Annotated in this window: 20 protein-coding genes and 4 pseudogenes; 3 read left to right on the forward strand and 21 right to left on the reverse strand. The window is 43.9% G+C overall.

From position 1 onward, the window contains the following. A partial coding sequence (locus E1757_RS34825) for a transposase (RefSeq protein ID WP_181956731.1) occupies positions 1 to 441 on the forward strand: 441 nt, incomplete at its 5' end. A 215-nt stretch (positions 442 to 656) separates the two neighbouring features. Here the strand turns inward: E1757_RS34825 and E1757_RS34830 are convergent. The 12 genes and pseudogenes from E1757_RS34830 to E1757_RS34885 form a co-directional block, all read right to left on the reverse strand. Then, positions 657 to 1,040: an iron chaperone gene (locus E1757_RS34830; protein WP_133236965.1), complete on the reverse strand. Its 384-nt coding sequence runs from the start codon at positions 1,038 to 1,040 to the stop codon at positions 657 to 659. 84 nt (positions 1,041 to 1,124) lie between these two features. After that, a complete protein-coding gene (locus E1757_RS34835) occupies positions 1,125 to 2,633 on the reverse strand; it encodes an oligosaccharide flippase family protein (protein WP_165972428.1) in 1,509 nt (502 codons plus the stop codon). 83 nt (positions 2,634 to 2,716) lie between these two features. Then, positions 2,717 to 3,829: an amidase domain-containing protein gene (locus tag E1757_RS34840; protein WP_181956732.1), complete on the reverse strand. Its 1,113-nt coding sequence runs from the start codon at positions 3,827 to 3,829 to the stop codon at positions 2,717 to 2,719. A 92-nt stretch (positions 3,830 to 3,921) separates the two neighbouring features. Next, positions 3,922 to 4,527, reverse strand: a complete 606-nt coding sequence (locus E1757_RS34845) for a C40 family peptidase (protein ID WP_246079727.1) — start codon at positions 4,525 to 4,527, stop codon at positions 3,922 to 3,924. Positions 4,528 to 4,794: 267 nt separating this feature from the next. Continuing rightward, positions 4,795 to 5,346 carry a GNAT family N-acetyltransferase gene (locus tag E1757_RS34850; protein WP_246079730.1) on the reverse strand — a complete coding sequence of 184 codons (552 nt, stop codon included), beginning with the start codon at positions 5,344 to 5,346 and terminating at the stop codon, positions 4,795 to 4,797. Between the two features lie 188 nt (positions 5,347 to 5,534). After that, positions 5,535 to 6,140 carry a DUF3995 domain-containing protein gene (locus E1757_RS34855; RefSeq protein WP_133236971.1) on the reverse strand — a complete coding sequence of 202 codons (606 nt, stop codon included), beginning with the start codon at positions 6,138 to 6,140 and terminating at the stop codon, positions 5,535 to 5,537. A gap of 54 nt (positions 6,141 to 6,194) precedes the next feature. Beyond that, positions 6,195 to 6,371 (reverse strand): annotated as a pseudogene (locus tag E1757_RS37415) (NUDIX domain-containing protein); the annotation flags it as partial. 27 nt (positions 6,372 to 6,398) lie between these two features. Continuing rightward, on the reverse strand, positions 6,399 to 7,262 hold the full coding sequence (locus E1757_RS34865; protein ID WP_133236975.1) for an aminoglycoside phosphotransferase family protein: 864 nt from the start codon (positions 7,260 to 7,262) through the stop codon (positions 6,399 to 6,401). Positions 7,263 to 7,483: 221 nt separating this feature from the next. Then, entirely contained in the window at positions 7,484 to 7,963 is a 480-nt protein-coding gene (locus E1757_RS34870) for an SRPBCC family protein (protein WP_133236977.1), read from the reverse strand. 73 nt (positions 7,964 to 8,036) lie between these two features. Continuing rightward, positions 8,037 to 8,153, reverse strand: a pseudogene (locus E1757_RS36825) (histidine phosphatase family protein); the annotation flags it as partial. A 159-nt stretch (positions 8,154 to 8,312) separates the two neighbouring features. Beyond that, positions 8,313 to 9,227, reverse strand: a complete 915-nt coding sequence (locus E1757_RS34880) for a phosphotriesterase family protein (protein ID WP_165972429.1) — start codon at positions 9,225 to 9,227, stop codon at positions 8,313 to 8,315. Positions 9,228 to 9,320: 93 nt separating this feature from the next. Beyond that, a complete protein-coding gene (locus tag E1757_RS34885; protein ID WP_133236981.1) occupies positions 9,321 to 10,229 on the reverse strand; it encodes a phosphotransferase family protein in 909 nt (302 codons plus the stop codon). Positions 10,230 to 10,631: 402 nt separating this feature from the next. Between E1757_RS34885 and E1757_RS34890 the strand changes: the two genes are divergently transcribed. Further along, the gene (locus E1757_RS34890) at positions 10,632 to 10,964 is read left to right on the forward strand and encodes a PadR family transcriptional regulator (protein ID WP_133236983.1); all 333 of its coding nucleotides are present in this window, start codon (positions 10,632 to 10,634) and stop codon (positions 10,962 to 10,964) included. Beyond that, on the forward strand, positions 10,961 to 11,587 hold the full coding sequence (locus tag E1757_RS34895; RefSeq protein ID WP_133236985.1) for a DUF2812 domain-containing protein: 627 nt from the start codon (positions 10,961 to 10,963) through the stop codon (positions 11,585 to 11,587). The genes E1757_RS34890 and E1757_RS34895 overlap by 4 nt, the downstream gene beginning before the upstream one ends. A 242-nt stretch (positions 11,588 to 11,829) precedes the next feature. On the opposite strand, the gene E1757_RS34900 is transcribed toward E1757_RS34895, so the two are convergent. The 9 genes and pseudogenes from E1757_RS34900 to E1757_RS34935 all read right to left on the reverse strand — a co-directional run bounded on the left by E1757_RS34900 (position 11,830) and on the right by E1757_RS34935 (position 19,169). Next, positions 11,830 to 12,363: a DUF3189 family protein gene (locus E1757_RS34900; RefSeq protein WP_133236987.1), complete on the reverse strand. Its 534-nt coding sequence runs from the start codon at positions 12,361 to 12,363 to the stop codon at positions 11,830 to 11,832. Between the two features lie 94 nt (positions 12,364 to 12,457). Further along, on the reverse strand, positions 12,458 to 13,027 hold the full coding sequence (locus E1757_RS34905; RefSeq protein ID WP_133236989.1) for a YdeI/OmpD-associated family protein: 570 nt from the start codon (positions 13,025 to 13,027) through the stop codon (positions 12,458 to 12,460). A 184-nt stretch (positions 13,028 to 13,211) separates the two neighbouring features. Beyond that, positions 13,212 to 13,647, reverse strand: a pseudogene (locus E1757_RS36830) (DinB family protein). Then, positions 13,627 to 14,451, reverse strand: a pseudogene (locus tag E1757_RS34910) (helix-turn-helix transcriptional regulator); the annotation flags it as partial. The pseudogenes E1757_RS34910 and E1757_RS36830, both read right to left, overlap by 21 nt. A 72-nt stretch (positions 14,452 to 14,523) precedes the next feature. Then, a complete protein-coding gene (gene aac(2')-IIb, locus E1757_RS34915) occupies positions 14,524 to 15,243 on the reverse strand; it encodes a kasugamycin N-acetyltransferase AAC(2')-IIb (RefSeq protein ID WP_133236991.1) in 720 nt (239 codons plus the stop codon). A 399-nt stretch (positions 15,244 to 15,642) separates the two neighbouring features. Further along, positions 15,643 to 15,927 (reverse strand): hypothetical protein, encoded by a 285-nt coding sequence (locus tag E1757_RS34920; RefSeq protein WP_133236993.1) that lies wholly within the window; start codon positions 15,925 to 15,927, stop codon positions 15,643 to 15,645. Between the two features lie 662 nt (positions 15,928 to 16,589). Further along, positions 16,590 to 16,862 (reverse strand): hypothetical protein, encoded by a 273-nt coding sequence (locus E1757_RS34925; protein WP_133236995.1) that lies wholly within the window; start codon positions 16,860 to 16,862, stop codon positions 16,590 to 16,592. A gap of 528 nt (positions 16,863 to 17,390) precedes the next feature. Beyond that, the gene (locus tag E1757_RS34930; RefSeq protein WP_246079728.1) at positions 17,391 to 17,801 is read right to left on the reverse strand and encodes an IS110 family transposase; all 411 of its coding nucleotides are present in this window, start codon (positions 17,799 to 17,801) and stop codon (positions 17,391 to 17,393) included. A gap of 699 nt (positions 17,802 to 18,500) precedes the next feature. Then, positions 18,501 to 19,169, reverse strand: a complete 669-nt coding sequence (locus tag E1757_RS34935) for a hypothetical protein (RefSeq protein ID WP_133236997.1) — start codon at positions 19,167 to 19,169, stop codon at positions 18,501 to 18,503. Positions 19,170 to 19,171 lie beyond the last annotated feature (2 nt).

A 19,171-nucleotide genomic window follows, 5' to 3' on the forward strand; every position in this document is an offset into this window, starting at 1 on the left:
GGTCGAAATAAGGAAGATGAATTCCTGTTCAATAAAGATGCCGGCATGTACGTATGTAAGGCTGGTCATATGGCGTTTCGAAAGGCCCGTCAGGGCAAGAAGGGACGAGGAAAAAACCAAAGGGACACTTATTATTTTGATGTAGAAGTATGCCAACGTTGTCCGCTCAAAGAAGGCTGCTATACAGAAGGAGCCAAAAGCAAGACCTACTCGGTGACCATTACGTCAGATGAACACTCGGGACAAATGGCGTTCCAAGAGACGGAGTATTTTAAAACCAAATCAAAGGAACGCTACAAGATCGAAGCGAAGAATAGCGAACTCAAACATAGGCACGGGTATGATGTCGCCACATCCTCGGGTCTGCTTGGCATGCAGATGCAAGGAGCTATGGCGATATTCGCGGTAAATCTAAAGCGAATATTAAAGTTAACAGACTGACGGGTAACAACCTACTGTAACCATTCTGATGAAAAACAGAAGACATCCGCCCCAAGAGTTGGACTGGATGTCTTCTTTGCACTTTGGGTAGATCGACGGAACCGAAAAACGTAAGTTCTTCAGTGGCCTTATCAGCGGCGGCTTGTATCTTTATAAAGTTCCTAAATAATCGTACCTTGCAGTTGAAGAAATACCGCATCCAAACTAATTTACGGTTATTTTTTCTTCTTTTCTTTTTCCAAATTTTCCTTCACTTTATACTTAACAAGCTCAATCACCAAATCAAACGGAATCAGTTTATCCATAGGAAATTTAATTGATGTTTTGGATACCTCGTAAGGTGACAATTCATTTTTAAAAGCTTCAAATATTTTAAAGGGCGGAGGAAAAGACAAGGAGTAGTGGTCTTTATACGCGGAGAAATAAATTAAAAATCCATGATATTTGAATGCCGGCAGCTGGTAACTAATTACTTCTTCCGCTTCTGGTGCGGCACTTTTTATTGTCTCCCTGATTTTCTCTAACGTGTCTTGAACATCTTTCGGAAAGGTGTTGAAATATTCGTCTACAGTTTGAAATTTGATTTTGAATGATGACATGCTTGCCTCCCTCGTTTATTGATTATTTCCAAGTCTATATAATATTAGCACAAAAAATGAGTCGAGGCTTCTTCCAGATTGCTGTTATAGCAGGCGGCGTTCTTTTTTTAGAAAATATACAAATAGACAGAGGGTTATGCTGCCGTAAATGAGCGTCATTTCACCAACAGATTGTACGCTGCGAGGGAGAGAGAGAAACTGGGCAGACAGTTTTGCTAAAAACAGACATACGGTAAACAGTAAAGTTACGACGACTGTGCCGGGCAACAATCCATCCATAACCCCTTTTGTATAACGTCTTAACCCGTTCAAATTCCATAAGGCGGCAATCAATTCCAGGGATAAAATTCCGATAGCCGCCCCCGCGTATGCAAATCCGGGAACGGCAAGCAAACAATAATTAAGCGTTAGCGAGCAAATAACACCCACAATCAATCCGGTCAAAGGCGTTTTTTTATTTCCCGTTCCCCACAAGGCAACCGTGGACAGCTCTCTGATTCCTGACAGTAAAGGCGCTAAAGCCATATAGCGGATAGCGGTTTCCGCCGCTCCGCTGGAAAAGATCAAGAACGACAAGTCCCCTGCATAAAAAAATAATACCAAAGCCGAGCCGCATCCCCAGAGCCAAACGATTTGCATCGCTGATGACGTACGCCCGGCAAACCGTTCTTGCCGTCCCAATTCCCAATCCGCTGTAATTTTGGTCGACAATGTAAAAGCCAAAGCAGATGTAACAATCGCGGGCATGTACACGATCGTTAAAGCCATTCCTGTAATAATTCCGTAAACGGAAGTCGCTTCAGAGACGCTTAAGCCTGCAGCCTGCAGCCGACGGGGGATAATGAGGGCATCGAGAAAATCGGAAGCCGGGACAATCAACCGGGTGGCAAAAATGGAAAGGGCCGAGTAGATAAACAAAATCACACCCGGCTTTTTCAGCTTCTGAAAAGCAGCTTTATCGATAATTTTCAGCTTGTGAACGGTAGAGGTTGCTATGACGGCAAGCAAAAAACATAAGGACATAAAAGCCCCGATAGGAGCTCCCAGCATTGAACCGCCGACCGCATAAGGGACACCATACTGCAGCCATACGGTTGCGATAACAACCATCGGGGCAACGCGAAATACTTGCTCGATAAACTCCGATGCCGCGATATAACCGTAATATTCCATTCCCTGCAATAACCCGCGCAGAAGACTAAGGAACGGTACGATAGCAACTGCCGGAGCAGCGCATCGAACGGCGAATTCAAGCTTGGCATCGCCTAGCAGAACAGCAATTCGGGGCGCAAGGGAATAGCAATAGAAACCCAGAACGAGGCCGAATAAGGCTAGAAAAACAGCCGTACCTTTAAATAAACGCCAGCCTTGCCCGGGATCTTTTGCTGTTGCAAGGGCAAGTGCGGTAGGAAATCCCCCCGTAATGACCGTAAGGAAAAGCGCGTATACGGAATAGGCCATTTGATAAAGTCCTATACCTTCGGACCCCAATAGGCGGAATAAAACAACCCGGGCAAAAAAACCTATTACTTTCACAACAAAAATGGCGCCTGTACGGAGTGCCGTTTGTTTGGCCAGATCAGGTAACCTCATCTTTCCCACCTCAACTATGTGCAGCTCTGTCCTATCTATTTTATTGCACAAGCTGTACATATATGATTAGAGAGTGAGACAAGTCAATCATTTATGTGGATCAATAAATATTTGGTATGTTTATCCCATCCAAGATCGAATGGCACACGGTACCGGTCTGCCGAATGAGAATTGACAAGCGGGTAGCCATGATCGTCAAAACCAACCAGCACCGAAAAATGATCGACATCTCCGTCCATTTCATAAGCAATCAAATCTCCGGGCTTCAATGCTCCGACAGCCCCATTAGGGTATTTATCAGTCGGCCTCACCACATCTGTAAAGAAGCCTTTGACGACAAGGTGGCCGTACCCGCTTTGCAGCACGAAGTCTTTGAATGAGTCCGTCCGGACCCAGGCCTGGCTCCCTTCCGAGCGGTAATGCCATCCCGAGCCCATCCGCAATCCGCCGCCTTCGTTCATATCCCCCAGCACCTGAGAAGCAAAGTTGGTGCAGTCTCCGCCAAGATGGGAGTAGTCCAAATACTTTCTATTGTACCGGTTGTTATTACCTGCTCCCCACGCGAGCCCGGCGTATTTATTGGCATATTGTACGGCTCGTTCTCTGTTGTATTTTGTTATTGCATAGCTTTTTCCGGTATCCGGTTCGATTTTGTAAAAAGTGGTTTTCGGGAATCCGTCGAATTCAGGTATCCATTTCGGATTTTCTGTCAGCGGATCGGAATACCATTCGCGCTGGACAAGCCATTTTCCATCGATATTTTTAAGCGTTATTCCGTGCCGTGTTCCAATTCCGAAATGTTGGGGATTGTAGTTGTCGGTTTTGTATACATAACTTAATTTTAAGCTTTGGGCTACCGATACTTTTGCCAGACCATTTTCTTTTTTTATCCGAACAATTCGAATGCTGCTGTCCGCGGCGGTAAATGCGATGTTTCTTTTTTCCGCCCACGCATTGATATACCGGCTTCTTAAGAGCTCCTGCTCATACGCATACCGGCCTGATTGGGCATCATAAAATTTAGTTATAGCCTCAGGCTTTTGATCCATCAAAAGCTGAGCTCGTTCGTTGAACAGCTTAATTACAAAAGCATGTATATCCTCTGTTTCATCGTCGGGGCCGCCGGCGAAAACGAGTACTGGACAAAACAGCACACAGAGGATGACCATAATCCAACTCAACCGTTTTATATTCATAGCTGCTGCCAAACCTCCGGTTGGACCTTTGATGATTTCGTGCACAGATTAGATCCGTCTTGTTTAAACGGTTGCCGCAGAGCTTCTCTTCCCTAGCCGGAAATGACTCTTTTGGCAAACAAATAATTTTGATACCAGTACTCTCCTTCTTTTTCATCCTTGTGAATATTGCTGATAATGACTCCGGTTCCTTCCTCATAAGTATGGAGTATTTTCCCCTCTCCCATGTAAATTCCGACGTGCCGAACCTTATTCAAGCCTGTCTCATTTGGAAAGTCCTCATCCGAAAAAAACATAAGATCTCCTTTCCGTAAATTGATAAACGGTATTTCTTCTCCCTGAACGGCCTGTTCCCTCGAATTATAGCCTAACTGGATGCCTTGATTGCCATACAGATATTGCACATAAGATGAACAATCAAACGCTTTGTCATTAAATCTTTCCGCGCCGAAAACATAAGGAGTACCAAAATAACGAATTCCTTCCGCAATAATCGCATCAGCCGTTTTTTCCCATTGGGGTGCATCCGCCGCTTCGTTTATCTTGAAAGATTTTGGATCGTTTGCGCCATACGTCTTGGTTCTGTCGCTTGCAGGGTTCCGCGTCCCTTTCATATAACTGCAAGCGGACAATCCTCCAAACATAAGAGTAAGAACGGCAATCGTTATAACTGCATTTTTATATAAATTTTTGCTCATTAAAACGCCTCCTGTGTATAGTGTAAATTTTCAGGAGAATATCTAACCCGTGAAAATTATGGCAGCCGTTCCTATCCGGAAAAAATCATTAAATCGATTGGCGGGGGCATAATGGTAAAGAGACTACCGGTTATCCGCGGCAGCCTCGTAGTATAGATTATTGAACGTTCTCGTTAGCAGAGCTGAGTCAAAAATAACAAAGATGTTTCCGATAGCTCAAAAATCCATTTTTTTCAAAAAAGTAACTCGGTGGTAGCCAGATCTGGGTTATATACGACGATACGCTTTTTCATGAAATCGAGTAATGCTGCGAAACAGCATCTTCCCATCTTCCGGCAAACGATTAGTCTCATCGAAGTTCAAATACATCGCCTGATAAGGCTCAGGTACCCAAATGTACTGATGAATATAAGCTGTAAGATGGAATCCGTTTGTTTCCCAGAAATGGATCCGCTGGATATTTGCCTCGGTCGGTTCGGATTCCACTTCGACGATGATTCCTTTGCAGCAAGCGACCGTGCGCGTCCATTGCTTGATACGATCCAGCAATAATCGGCCGTATCCGCTGCCGCGAACATCCTTACGAATCGCTAAATAATCGATTAGCAAAGCGCCAGCTTGCCGATCGATTCCGGTCAACGCCATCCCAACGATTTCTGAGCCTTGAGCGATTGTGTGCAGCTGGCACATACCTTTTTCAAACATGCGACGAATGATATCGCGACTTTTCTTGCCGTCAAGCGGAAACGCTTGCTCGTAGATTCGCTCCGCTGCGTTCCAGCGGGCTTCGTCCCACTCGTCGGTGATGCGGTACTCCATTACGTCCAATGATGTTCACCACTTTCGGAATTCTGGTCCATAAATATTTGATCTTCCAAGTCGTATCCTAAACTACCGATGAACATGATAACGAGTACCTTCATTAATCTTTCCCGATGAAATTATCATCACCCCTTACCTCAACGCTGCCTGTGATGTGGTCGCCTACGTTGGTTAGTTTTTATGAATTATGCGAATCGTACTCCAAGCAATCCTGTAATTAAACCAAAACATATGCCTATCGCACAAAATGTTAACCAGATTCTTCTGTTGCGTAGTTTATTTACGTAACACCAACCTAAAATTCCTAGAAGGATCCCTTCAATCGTAAACCACGGTTCGAAAAGCAAAAGATCCCACAAAACATAGGCATGTTCCTTTGGGTTAAACGGTCCCGATTCAACCCCGGCAACGCCTGCAATTTGAAGTACTCGGTAGATAATCCCATAAATGCCGTGCGATGTCGCTACCGCGCATCCTGCCAATAATATTACGAGCAATAACCAACTTAGAAACCTTCGTTTCTTAAGATAAATCATCGCAATGCCAAGGAATCCTGCTGCTGTAAGAAAAACAGAGGCGATCCAGTTTATCAATTTCCATTGGGGAGATTCGGATATAGACGGTTTTAGTATCGACAAACCGGCTGTGCCATCAAGCGCCCAATAAAGATGAGGCAGCATATAGACTATCGACCAAATAAATACCGCATATCCGGACCAAACCAAATAGCGCGGCCGCTGCAATTGAGTTTGCGAATTAAGATTGGAGCCATCTTTCTTAAGATCAACCATCAAAATTCTCCTTTCTTATTCAATTTATTTCGTTAAACGGCCCTCATTAATCGCTTATCGGATAAAGATCCTGAGCAAGCAATCTATTGTGTAAGATTTTGCAGTTCTTATTGTCCCTTCGATATCGGTTATACCGGTTTCTTCATAAAACTCTCTTTTAAGGGTTTCATAAGGCTCTTCCCCGAATTCTATTGTTCCGCCTGGCAAATCCCATTTACCTTTATGCGGTCCTCTAGATTGATGCTCTTCGACTAACCTTCAAAGTAATTTTTCATTCAAGTATTTATTTTTCATTAAAATGGTTCTAACCGTTGAAATTGTATTAGAACGTTTGGGAAGAACTGCAATTCTGTTCAGCAGAATCCATCGAAGGCAAGCAATAGCCTCAAATTTCTCCAGTTCCTCCCTAGCGTAATTGTTCTTCGTCAAAAATACGGAACGGTAAGTTGAACAATGCCTTTCGCTTACATAAATCCAAATTAAAATAATCGACCATGCAATATCGTATCTAGGATCACCAAGCTGGACGTTTGTCCAATCAATAATTGTATACTTTCCATCTGATTCAAGGATATTTCCCAAATTATAATCACCATGAATGAGACAATTTTGTTCCATATTTGAACTTCCAACGAGTTGGATTAATAGTTCTTTTATATCTAGCTGGCCGTCAATTTCAGGGAAGAAATAATGTATGAAATCGTACCTAGGCATTGTTTTACCGCCCAATATTTCAATCTGAAAATTATGTATCTCGGTTAACATATTTGCAATTTCAGTAAGTTTCAATTTATCCACTTTATTGATAGGTGTACCATCGAAGCTGGTTAATAAAACTTGATTATTGTTTTCATCAATCCCCCAACCAAATGGTCTGGAGACTGCCATCCCTCGATTATACAAAGCCTTTAACAGCGTATATTGAATTGATACATCCGGCTTTGAATCCCGATTCCATACTTTTAATACAAACGTTGTTGCAGGCGTACTGATCTTAAATACATTTGCTTCAAGTCCGGAATCCAAAGGAATCATGTTATTTGGGACATCTGGCACTAACAATGACTGGAAACCTTTACCTATTTCCTTCCAGCTGATAGTACGGAGGATAGGATCATTCATTATTTTCTCTGCCTTTCGCGGAGATTTCTTAGAACAAAACATTCGCGGCGATATGGGAACGGACTTGCTGCTCCATTGCCATCCATGGCCGCTTCGTTACGGATGGAGTTGATCAATCAGTACCGGACAGTTGGCAGGCCGGGTAATCCAAAGGAAACCGACCGGAGAATGAACATCCCCATAAGGCCAACCAAGATTTATTTTTATTCACTATTCAAGTATCATTCGAAATAGCGGGCCAGATTCTCCAGACTGGACCTCAATCCCGCGTCGTGATCGTCCTGCTGTATTCCTTCCGGCACATTCTCGCAAACGATGGTGACCTCGGTACCTTCCGGGGCGGCTGCCAAGGACCATGTCATTGTCATTTCACCCGCGAACAAGGGATCATCGGACTCGAATTCTACTAATTGTACAATTCGTTTGTCTGGGACCAACTCTAGGAATCTCCCCTGGACGACGTCAGCATGTTCCGAGGTCTTTCCAAGCGTTGAGTGCTCCGTCTCGACATATGTTAGGGACATTCGATAGGCTCCACCTTCTCGAGCGTCGAACTCATAAATATGGCCGTTCATGCCCTCTGGTGGAAGCCACGAAACCAGGGCCTCCGGGTCCAAAAATGCCTCATAGATAGCTCGCGGTGATGCCTTAATAAGTTTCGAAGCAGAGTCGATTCTCCTCTTGCCGGACTCATTTTTCATGACGTAATCCTCCTTGTAAAGTGTCACATTCAACGATACTGCCCACTTCAGATTCACTTTATATTATTGTTTGGATTTCAGTTATAATACGGGCATCTGACCTACCCTTCTCAGTCAGTCCACGTGTTCTCTCGTTCTCTTCTGTTTTAGGTGATTCTCCGTGCCTGACCATGTAAATAAAGGTTTTCATCATAACCCCCTGTGAAGGCGCCGGCTTCTTATTATTACCCTCAAAATTCTTATAGAATTCTATTAATTTCTTATCAAGTTTAATTCTACAGATTTCATCTTCGGAGATTTCTAAAAACTCTTCAAATACATCGTCACATAACTATAAAAAAGTTTGAACTTAAGAGCGGTTGCGGAGAGCGATGGCCGGGTTGCGGCTCATTAAACGGTCCAACACATCGGGATCAATTCCATATTCAACTGCAAATGGGATAAATTCCGTGAACAGCTTGTGATAAGGCCGAATATCGCCGCCTTGGGCTTTTCCGACTGTGTACCATCCTAAGTCTTGTGACAGCAGCAGCTTAGCTTCCATCCCTCGCTCGAGAAAAGCTTGAAGCAGCCTGCAATTATCTTCATGTGGACTGCGCGCGATGGAATCGATCTGAATCCACATTCCTTGCTTGAAGGCATGCTCATGTAGATCAAGATCTTTTTCATTCTGAGCGTGAACCCAGATGAATCGGGACGGATCGAAGCGCCGCTCCGCCATAATCTCCAGCACATGCATTACAACTGAGCCGTCGTTTGTGTGGGCCTGAATCGGCAGACCGGTTTCGAGCGATGCGGTCAACGCGGCGCGGACGATCTTTTCCTGTACCGGGAAAAGCCTGCCTTTGTTCAGCGCGATTTTGATAAATCCCGGTTTGACGCCGCTATCGCCAATCCCTTCGTCATACTCTCGAATCCACAGCTTAGCCAGTTCCGGCTCCGGCATCTCGAACACAAACGGCGGCAAATACGGAGCTTGATAAAATCCGGTGTTCGTTATGATATGCAACCCCGACTTCACGGCCAACTCGCTTAAAACATAGGGATCGCGTCCCAAATATTCCGGAGAGCAGTCGACGAACGTCCGACAACCTACGCTCCGGAGCTCCATCAGATAAGGCAAAATGAGGCTGACCACTTCCTGCCGGTCATAATCATCCGGAGTCAGTTTTCCGTTTTCGATAAAACCAACCAATATATGCTCATGCGGCAGGGTAACGCCGAGCTCCCCTTCTTCGATAGGACCAAGCACCGTGTGGATCATTGGCCTACTCCTTCCTTGGTTAACATAAAATCGATTGTTTCTTAAACGCATTCTAATGCCGAGGCTTTTCTCCATCAGTCGATATGTGGTTTTCTAGATGTAAGTCAACAATTGCTCTGCGTTCCGTCTCATATTTTCTGAGCGTTGCCTAAAGGCGCTATAGGCAATATGGTCGAGGCCGATATGGATAAGGTAGCAGCGAAGACGCTCCTCTTTATGCGCGGGTGAGCCTCCATGCTTATCCCAATGTTGATCTATCATTTCCTTCAAGTCAATCCCCTGCCATTCCGGGTACCAAGGCCACCAGTAAAGAAACCAAGCGAAGTCGTAAAGAGGATCTCCATATAACGCATTTCCCCAGTCAATGATCCCGGTTATTCTCCCTTTGTCTACGAGCACGTTCCGGTTCAGAAGGTCGCAGTGCGCGATTCCTCGGTACTCCTGAAGCTGCGGGACGAGCTGGCGCAGCTTTTCTATACCGGCATCGAAGATCCGCACCTCCTGTGGAAAGGCATCAAGTCGCTCACGCCAACCCGCTAGTCGGGCCCTGGGCTCGGCCACAGAAAGAAGCCCGGTTCCCCATCTCGACCCGGTCCCGTCCGGACGCCAAAGACCTGCTTCTTGCGTGTCAGTGAGGTCAAGTTTCTGGAGCCCCTGGAGAATATCGAACAATTGTGGTAAGACGAGTCGTAGCTCCGGTTCCTTCAGCTCATCCAGATGCTTTCCTGGAACCTTCTCGGATACGGCGTAGAAGCCGTTCTCCGTCTCTCCAACCTCTAAAACTTTTGGAATCGGAAGAGACTCCGAGGAATAGGTTCCCATCACTCGATCCTTTTCAAAATCACCCGGATAAGCTCCGAATCGGATAATCATTTCATGTCCGTCAAGCGTGAAGGAATATGCTTTGGACCAATCACCGGCAGCGAGGGGCACAAGATTATGAGCATCGTCACCATAGCGGGACTTCACAAAATGTTTCGCCATTTGATTAAAATCCTCCATGTGCTTCCTCCTTCTTTTAGATACCTTATTTTACCACAATATCCTCCTTATCTGACCCCGAAACATAATTAAAGTTATAATTTACCGACCTTTTAGCGGCGTTGTACTTAAATCTTTTGGTCGATACGGCGGGATTTGGCGAACGCCGCCCCGAGGAACATACGACGTTGCTTGGACAATGCTTCCCTAGATGTCTGTGTCATATCCCTTATCAAGACCGTTGATTTCACAAATCCCAAAGTACCGTATTAAGAGCGTTTTATTACTGACACATTTATGATAAGCAGCCATTAAAATTTTTGAATATTAAGGTTTAATGTTGCATTATACAGTCTTATTGTATATAGTATAACTATACAGTATAGCGAAATACAGTTCAATTGAATACAAGGAGAGGAACACATGAGCAGAGATAAGCATTTGCCGCTTACGGAAACCGTATATTATATTCTTTTGGCTTTGATAGAACCGGCGCATGGATATTTGATCATGCAAAAGGTAGAGGAGTTAAGCGGCGGGCAGGTAAGAATGGCGGCTGGGACGCTTTACGGAGCCATTGAGAACCTGGTGAAATTGAAATTTATTCAGCCTGTCAGTAATGAGGACAGCCGGCGCAAGGTTTATGCCATTACAGAAAAAGGAATGGAAATTTTGCGGCTCGACTTTGAACGAATGAATCACATGATTGAAGTAACGAGGAATATTTTAAGACGAGAAACGGAGGAACTGAAATGATAAAGTTTAAGTTCTTTATTAATTTCGACAAAGAAGAAAAATGGCTGAATGAAATGGCCAAGCAAGGTTTTAAACTCACAAATAAATCAATCGGGTATGTATTTCAACCTTCCGAACCCGAAAATGCAACTATAAAAATGGATTACCGCACATTTAACAAACAGGACGATTTTGAGGATTATCGTGTTTTATTTGAAGACAGCGGGTGGAAACATATCGCAGGAACGAAAGGGTCGGGAGCTCAATATTTCAAAAAAATAGACGAAAACGGAAATGAAGACATCTTTTCCGATGCCGACTCCAAAGCTGCCCGATATAAAAGAATTTCTCAAATGTGGATCTCGTTGGCGACTGCCTTCATCCCTATTTTTGCTGTACTAATTTCAACCGGCTCTATTGATGCAAAAGCTTTTCTGAATCCGAAATTATTGTATTATACGCCGGGTCTATGGGAAGAAACTGGAGCAGCCTTTTGGAGAGCCTTTCTCTTTGAAACGCCATTTGTATTGTTTAGAGTTTTTTTCTGGGCGCTCATTCCGGTGACGATTGTTTTATATCTTATTTTTGCCTACAAAGCGAATAAACAATATCAGAAAACACAAGAAGATCCGTATAGGAAATGAGCCGATTATTCTGACGTTAACCTTTAGATACCAATGACCTAAAAGGCATCGAGAACGATTGATCCGCAATCGCTTCAATTGTTCAACAAAACTGCCAATCCATGCCGATGACACGGCCAGTTTTTCTCCCTCTTATCGTGTTGCCAGGAAGCAGTCGTAACCGCGGCTGCTTCCTGTATCCAATAAAACTTGTTCGTGTTGCAGCACGGTAATTGCTTACGGATTACTTTCAAATTGCCGAGTCAATTCTTGTCGGGTTCGACATGGGAAAGTGGAATTTGCTTGTTATCCAGTACGATAATCGATCCGGGTTTGTACTTTTCGGTCTTCTTTGTATGATTTACCAATTGGATGACGCTTTTACAGCATTGCTTCGCACCCAGTACAAGCAGAGGAACGCCGATAAAATCCATTTTTAATCTTCTTGAAAGCAGCCCGCCGATGGACATGACAAACGGTACGGTCGGTGAAGTATTGGAAAATACGATCGTTTCGTTAGACTGATATCGTTCTTGAAATATGGCGGCCAAATTTCTTAATGCGGGAACGACTACCTTGGATGCTCCGCGTCCGATGGTGTACACGGCATTCCCGTCTTCATCCAATCCATGAAAGATGAGTTTCCCCATATCGGACGTTTGCAGTTTGTTGAAATAGTCCGTGTTTAAAATTTCTTCTTTGGTAAGTTTTCGATTGACAGGTAATTTATTGAGATGGTATGCTGCCGCCAAAGAAGTCGTATGTGTGCCGCCATAATCGTTATATATGTAGATCACGAGATCGCTCCTTTATCCTTTCTTTCCATAGAATGTATTATTTCCATTTAAAGATGCAATCATTCGATTGTCATTCAATTCGATCTAGCGTATCTTAATAATCGAGAAGGCGTCCATTATCATGCCATTGACCGTACATTTTGTTTTTTTTAGTGTTTGTTATAAATTTGTCTAATCTACTCTTAAATAATTGTGGCTGATTTTTATAACTTTGTATCGTGTCGATCCGAACTCTTTTATAAAGAGCCGGAAATGCCAAAAAATTCTCATATACTTTCCTTTCCTCTTTTAGCCTTTGCTCGATAACCCTATCTATTTTAAAAGAATCGTGGTCCATATCAGGAAGTACCTTTCTTCCTTCGTCTCTCATTAACCCTAACTTTTCGAGGCGGCGGACGCGTTCTTTATTCAATTCAGTCCATGAACTTCTTTTGCTTCTAGGGGACAGTCTCTGCGCCAGCTCAGTTTCAGATATTTTCTTTTTGACTCCATCAATCCATCCAAAGCACAAAGACTCCTCGACCGCGTCCAAATATAGTAACGTATCCGGGTTTGGCGTCATACCAACTACTATCCAACAAGATTTTTCAGTCTTACCCTTTTCATGTAGCCAAACCCTCAAATCTTCCCTCGATTTTACTGTAATTAGATTTTCAATTTCCATAAAATACATTCTCCCATACCAAGGCTTCAAAAACGATTTTTTATACGTTATTGCTGAGTATTTAAATACTGATGACGTCATTTCATCATATCGAGGTTCTCCAGTTGTACTGGAAACTGCACTGGATATCCTCGACATAATTTTGCGACGTCAGAGATTAAATTGATTCCGCAGGTTCCTGATACTAAAAAAGTGAATAGTCGTTCATGATGGATGCGTGGCCCAACTGACGCAACATTGTAGAAACATTGCCCCTGTGATAGGTCCCGTGATTGACCAGTTGCAGTACAACTTCCGATGAGCGTGTTTGGCGGATTCAGGCGAATGAATTGTCAAGCATAATGGTCTGCTCCAAATCGGCTTGGCTTCGGAACCACTCTCTGTATTGCTCCGATAACTGGGCAAAAAAATTGACGTATTCCATCCACAGTATACAGGATGCTCTCATTTAGCGGTATGCATGCTTGCAGCGCCTCTCGCATAACAGTGCCTGTTAAAACCAGATACCACATCTTATCAACCGCATAGATATGACTAAGGGCATGGGCGATGGTGCGAAACGAGCTGTTCACTTCTTGACTCAGCACAGAGGACGGGAGTTCCTTAATTCTCCCCAGGATCCCAAAACTCAGCAGAATTGACCAAAGCCAACGTGCTTTCAATGGCCTATAAACAGGAATTCGCATCGTCATACTTCCATCGGTATGAAATTGCTTATCAACCTGGTGAAACTGATCCATCACTTCTGCCAAATCCTCAGGTCCCACCCGAATCACTACTTCCTCCACCTGATCTTGCCATACACCGTTTGAAAAACCAGCCTCTTTCGGCACCTCGTGATGTGGCTGAAAGGTATCCTGTTCTCGATAATCCCGCCGTGTTCGGCAATAACCATATATATACCAATTGCCATATTTAAAATGAAGCCTCACCGGTTCCATATCACGGTTTGTGCGTTCATTCTTTACATTGATGTAATCAAAACGGACGATATTTCGCTCCGTAATGGCCGTGCGTAAATGAGGAAGCGCCTCGGGATCCGTATGACGGGTTTCAAAGTCCACCGCTAGACTAGGAGTCTGATGCCTCGTTCCAATCGTTTGCAGTCGTTCAATGGTTCCTTGCGCACGCTCGTCTTCAAACACGAAGGGGAGACTGCTGAGCACGGTGATCAGGGAAACGACATCATACGAACCGAGCAAGCTTTTATCCATATTATATCCGTCCATCATACCATATCCACCTTTACTTCCCTGATACGATATGACCGGGAAGCCAGCAGCACAGATCACGTCGATATCCCGATAGATGATTCTTTGGGAAACTTGAAACTGTTCAGCCAGCATGGAGGCAGACAAAACTTCGTGGTTCAGCAGCTTGTAGATGATTGAGATCAATCGCTTCAATTTATTTGTTCTTGCCAATCTTGGGATCGGCTGCTTGTTATGTCTCAGGTAGGCACCGACCTGTCTCTGCAAATGCTGGCTAACTGAAGGTCAGCTGATTGTGAAATTGACTCCATAAAAGGACAAGGCTGATTTTTTTGCCACACTCTGGGATGAGAGATTCTCCCATGAAGTACTGTATAACGGAATACCATCTAGCTTCCGCACCGCCGTCGCCCAGCCGGCAACAACTGCGGCGGCATAGCCCCTCCCGCGAAACATGTCCAAGGTCTCAAGACCTGCCTCGTGTGCTCTGGATGTGATGCGAACGCTGCGGCATATCGAGACCGCCCTGCTTTCGCGTACGAGCGCTATACAGGGTTGCGCGTAGTCTATTTCTGAGATCAGCCATTCAAATCCGCTTCTCAAAAATTCGGTCATATTTTCCCTGGTGATGCTGACTATCTGCAATGTCGGTACGGTTTCGTCAGGAACAAGATAACAAGGTCCCATCGTGAAACGTTCACTTTGAAGGAGTTTCATGTATGCTTCAAAGTGTTTCGGCTTCGTCCGGAAATCCTGGATGACTGGTTCGTCAGCGCATAATCCCTCCAATCGCTCGACAAGCATCTCCGGGACATCATACCGAAACCGACAGAGAGTCGTTCCCTCAATAGTCCTTCCCAGAAAAAACCGGGGGGCAGGATCCTCTCCGGGCCAGGGCTCGTTTATCGTACGAAGACGCATGTTCCGGTCATGCGTAAACATCGACTCAACATGCAATTCCATTAACTCATGGGCCGTTGGTTTGTTTTTTTCCCGATCCATCATGCTCACATCCCTCCAATCCATTAAAATGAACTACTTTCGTTGTTTGTCACTATCATATAGTATCAAAATATTCAAAGAGTACATGAGAATTTTTTATTATATTCGAATTAGGCTGCTCGTTAGTTTAATATTCAATGATCCCGCTTTCCCTCACGGCTACCAGCAGACTTCTCCCCGTCTGGAATACGGACGACGAATCGTTCGGTTATGACAATTTTTCAAAGAAACCGCGGCAAAGAAATGCTTCAAATCACGATAAAAACGGGAGTCGCAGACGCAGTTCCCGTTTCAATTCATTCAACTATCGTTCTCCGTTAGCTGAACGACGCTGAAGAATGCTTATATAGTCCGATTCACTTTTACATCAGTGGCCATAAACTAAACACCCGGTGAAAATATTCAGCTTATCTGGGGAACCATTAACGGCTTAGCCGCCTCCGGCCATTCGGCAAAAATTGACCATGTTTGCAAAAAATCCAATTCTGATTGAATCGCCTCCCGCGTGGTCTGGATCCCCTGCATGTTTGGGGTGATGGGCTTATGCATTCGCAGTAGGTACGACTCACCTGTCCCTTTTTCGGTAACCTTGTAAGTGATGTTCTCATTATGACGAATAAATTGCACCTCAGGGTCAACAAAAGTATAGTTAAGTAGCACTTCTCTAAAGCTTCTGCTATAGTCCATGCAGGAATCTACCTCCTTGATTTAATTCCTTGCTATGTCGCGCCGCGGCCGCTTAACTAACATACAATTTATTCAAAAAAAGGTATAGGCTTCTATTCATTTTTTTAGTAAGATAGTATTTATCCATGGCATTTTCGGAGCTCTATTCCTATTGCATATTTTGGTAAAATCAGCACATTGAGTGCTGGTCAGACTATCGTAACAGCAACCTTATAGAACATGAAAAATATCGCCCTACATCTGGCCAAAAAGGCTAAGTTGAGGGCGATTTTCTTTGTGTCCGACGCAATAGGGGTGCAAGTATGCTGTTATTTTGCTACGAAAAAACCTGCTGTTCTAAACAGTCTGGGACAGCTTCAAAGCATTAAAAAAATCTGCCCGTTAGCGTGGAAACGGCAGCCGATCGTCATGATCGGCTGCCGCGGTGTCTTTATTCAGCTATCGTTCAAGTTAGCGTAATAGATCAATCGATTATGGTTGCCATACTTCCCATATATTACCGTCAGGAAAGCGAACGTTATATTGGGTCCGCTTGTCATCCGTTCTCCTAAAATATTCACTCCGTTTTCCTTGAAACGTTCAAATAGCTCCTCGATCCGTGGAGTAATGAAACATGCCATTGCGTGGTGTTTGCCGCTGTCCAATGACCATGAAAAGCGTAGTCAACCGCCTTCTTCATCCGATTTGTGAAGGAACAGAGCGGGTACGACTTGTCTTAAACCAGGTGAAGGCAGGTTTCCATTCCGATCGGGAAAATTCAAAACAGCCATAGTCATCCCAGGTTCAACACGGTCGTTGTTTGCAGGCTGATACCCTAAATTTTTTTGATACCACTTAATAGACTCGTAAACATCATTTACTGGTACATAAATACAAGTTAAACCCGTAATGTCTTCGAGCCTTTCTTCCACTGGGATTTCCTCATTTCCCTGCATATCCGATTCCTCCCTCGCAATAACTAAAATCAAAAATGATCACAACAATACACCCAATCATTCCTAATTTTACCACTACTACGCATGGATGAAATGTCATTTTTTATAATTATTTTCGCTTGTTCATTAGGCTTTCCTACCCGTCCCTCGGTTTTAAAGGTTTATCTTACGTATTCTCACTCATTCGCAGGATTTCAACACCTTGTACTGCAAGGGTTGACACGAAAGTAAGTTGTATCCACCGTTGAAAATCCTTTTAGGGCATGCGGGAATAGAAGAAACGCTCTTGAACATTTCCCATGGCTGTTATCTACTACTGCACGCATTCTCCACAAGATGCCCTGGAGTTTACCATCCCATGGCTCAACTGGTCTAAGCCCTTACATTCCATCGTCATACTTATCCAAGGTGTGGAGACCGATTGCGTTTAGCCGACGGGTCTAAGCCCTTCTCGGACAGGAACTCGGTTCTCCGTGCTTTCTTTGTAAAATCCTGCGAATGAGTCAACCTACGTGGTATTGCAAGTGTTTATGCAGCAAGAGCAAAAGCCTTTCTTGCTTTCTCAGGCGAAAATATTTCTCCTGTTTGGATGATACTGACCAGAATCCTAGCCACTTTTCCCACTAGTTTGTGTACAGATTGTTGTCTCTTCATTTGCTTCACTTTAACGTTATGTTCATGCAGCTCTCGAAAGACAGGATTGACTCCTATGAGCTGTATGGTAGCAAGAAACATATATTTGCGTAGTGTAGAATCCCCGCGTTTCGACAGAACTATCTGCCCTTTTCGTTTACCTGACGTGCTTTCGGCAAGATTAAGGCCTGCCTTTCGCCGTAATTGACGTCCATGTGCATATTGTCTAAGATCACCGGCCCCAGCCAAAATTGCTGCCACGAAGATCGGGCCAAGCCCATTCATGGATCGAAGCTGACCGGCCATGGGGATCTCACTATAATTGAACTATCCTGCCCATTGAACGAGCTGCCGTTAGTTTAAGGAACTCTCCTTTATGGCAATGGTTGGTCGCACTTCCATTTTACCAAAGAGAGGTTTCTTTTTGTTGTAAAAAATTGAAAAGAGGGTATTCCCTCAGCCATTTTTATGACTTTTGGGACACCCTCATCCATAAAATAAAAAATCCGCTCAAATCGCGGATTCAAATCGATATATGTTTTGTCCTCTTACACATATTCTCAAATACACTTCTTCTTCTTTCGGTTTCATCGATTAAAGTCAAGAAGTTGTTCGGTCCTCTATACTTGTTCTCTAACATATCACGAATGCGTGTCTCTTCTTGAGTTTCCAATAAGTAATATCTTGATTGAATATCAATCATAGTTCGAAATTTTCTTACTTCTTTTAATGAGTAATAACCTTTTTGGCTAAATGTGATAATTAACTCATCTTCGGTTCAGTTTCAGAAAGTATGTCTGGGGAGTTTAGACAGATCCAGTTCCATTGTTTTAATAAGGTTTTGTTCTCAGTCTTCTTTTCTTTCCACCGCGCTACAAAATGATCAATATCTCGAATTGAAGTGATTTTTGAGGATATGCATATTAGTGAGATGCTGGATACTCCTCCGTATCAGTAACTTCTGTTTGTTCAGAACAGGAACCTGACGGTCTTCAATTTAAACATTTATCCGGACAAAAAATTATGAATATCTATTTGAATGTTGGATCCATCTCGACAATCACACTTCTCATCGGCACATGTGACAAATTTTAATAAATATGGACGAACGGTAACGGGTTCTTCAAACTGTGCGCTTGTAAAGTAGCCGTTCTGACTGTCGTAATTGTCAACCACCAAATTTTTGAAAGAGTTATCTGGGTCATCATCGACTATTGCCAAATGGTTAAAAAATTTGGGAGATCCGAACGCGCGGCTGTACATCTCACCTATATATAGGATTTGCGCATTAAAAAGATGGTAAAGCGCTTTCGCCGCCTGGTACGACGGACAATAATATGAGTTCGCTGGAAGAGGCGCACCCATAATCAGTAACCGGAGACTTGCGCCTTCTGAGGCGCCGAATCGAACGACAGTTTCGTAGGCCGTTTCCTTAACTACGCCTTGAGGCTCTTTTTCCCACCTCATGTTCACTTCATCCTCATACCCGTCACAGGCATATAAAAGCAAGTCCGAAATGTTACATCCTTGATTCAGCCCCAGCTGCAGACCCAACCGACCATCACCGGCAAAGACCTCTACAACTTCATCTAAAGGAATCTCTTTCTTTTTTAAATAGTCGTGCAAGCCCTTTACAAAGCTGTCCGTTAAATTAATATAAGATGGGTAGGTCATAG

The sequence above is a fragment of the Paenibacillus piri genome (assembly GCF_004354045.1).
Classification (GTDB): Bacteria; Bacillota; Bacilli; order Paenibacillales; family NBRC-103111; genus Paenibacillus_S; species Paenibacillus_S piri.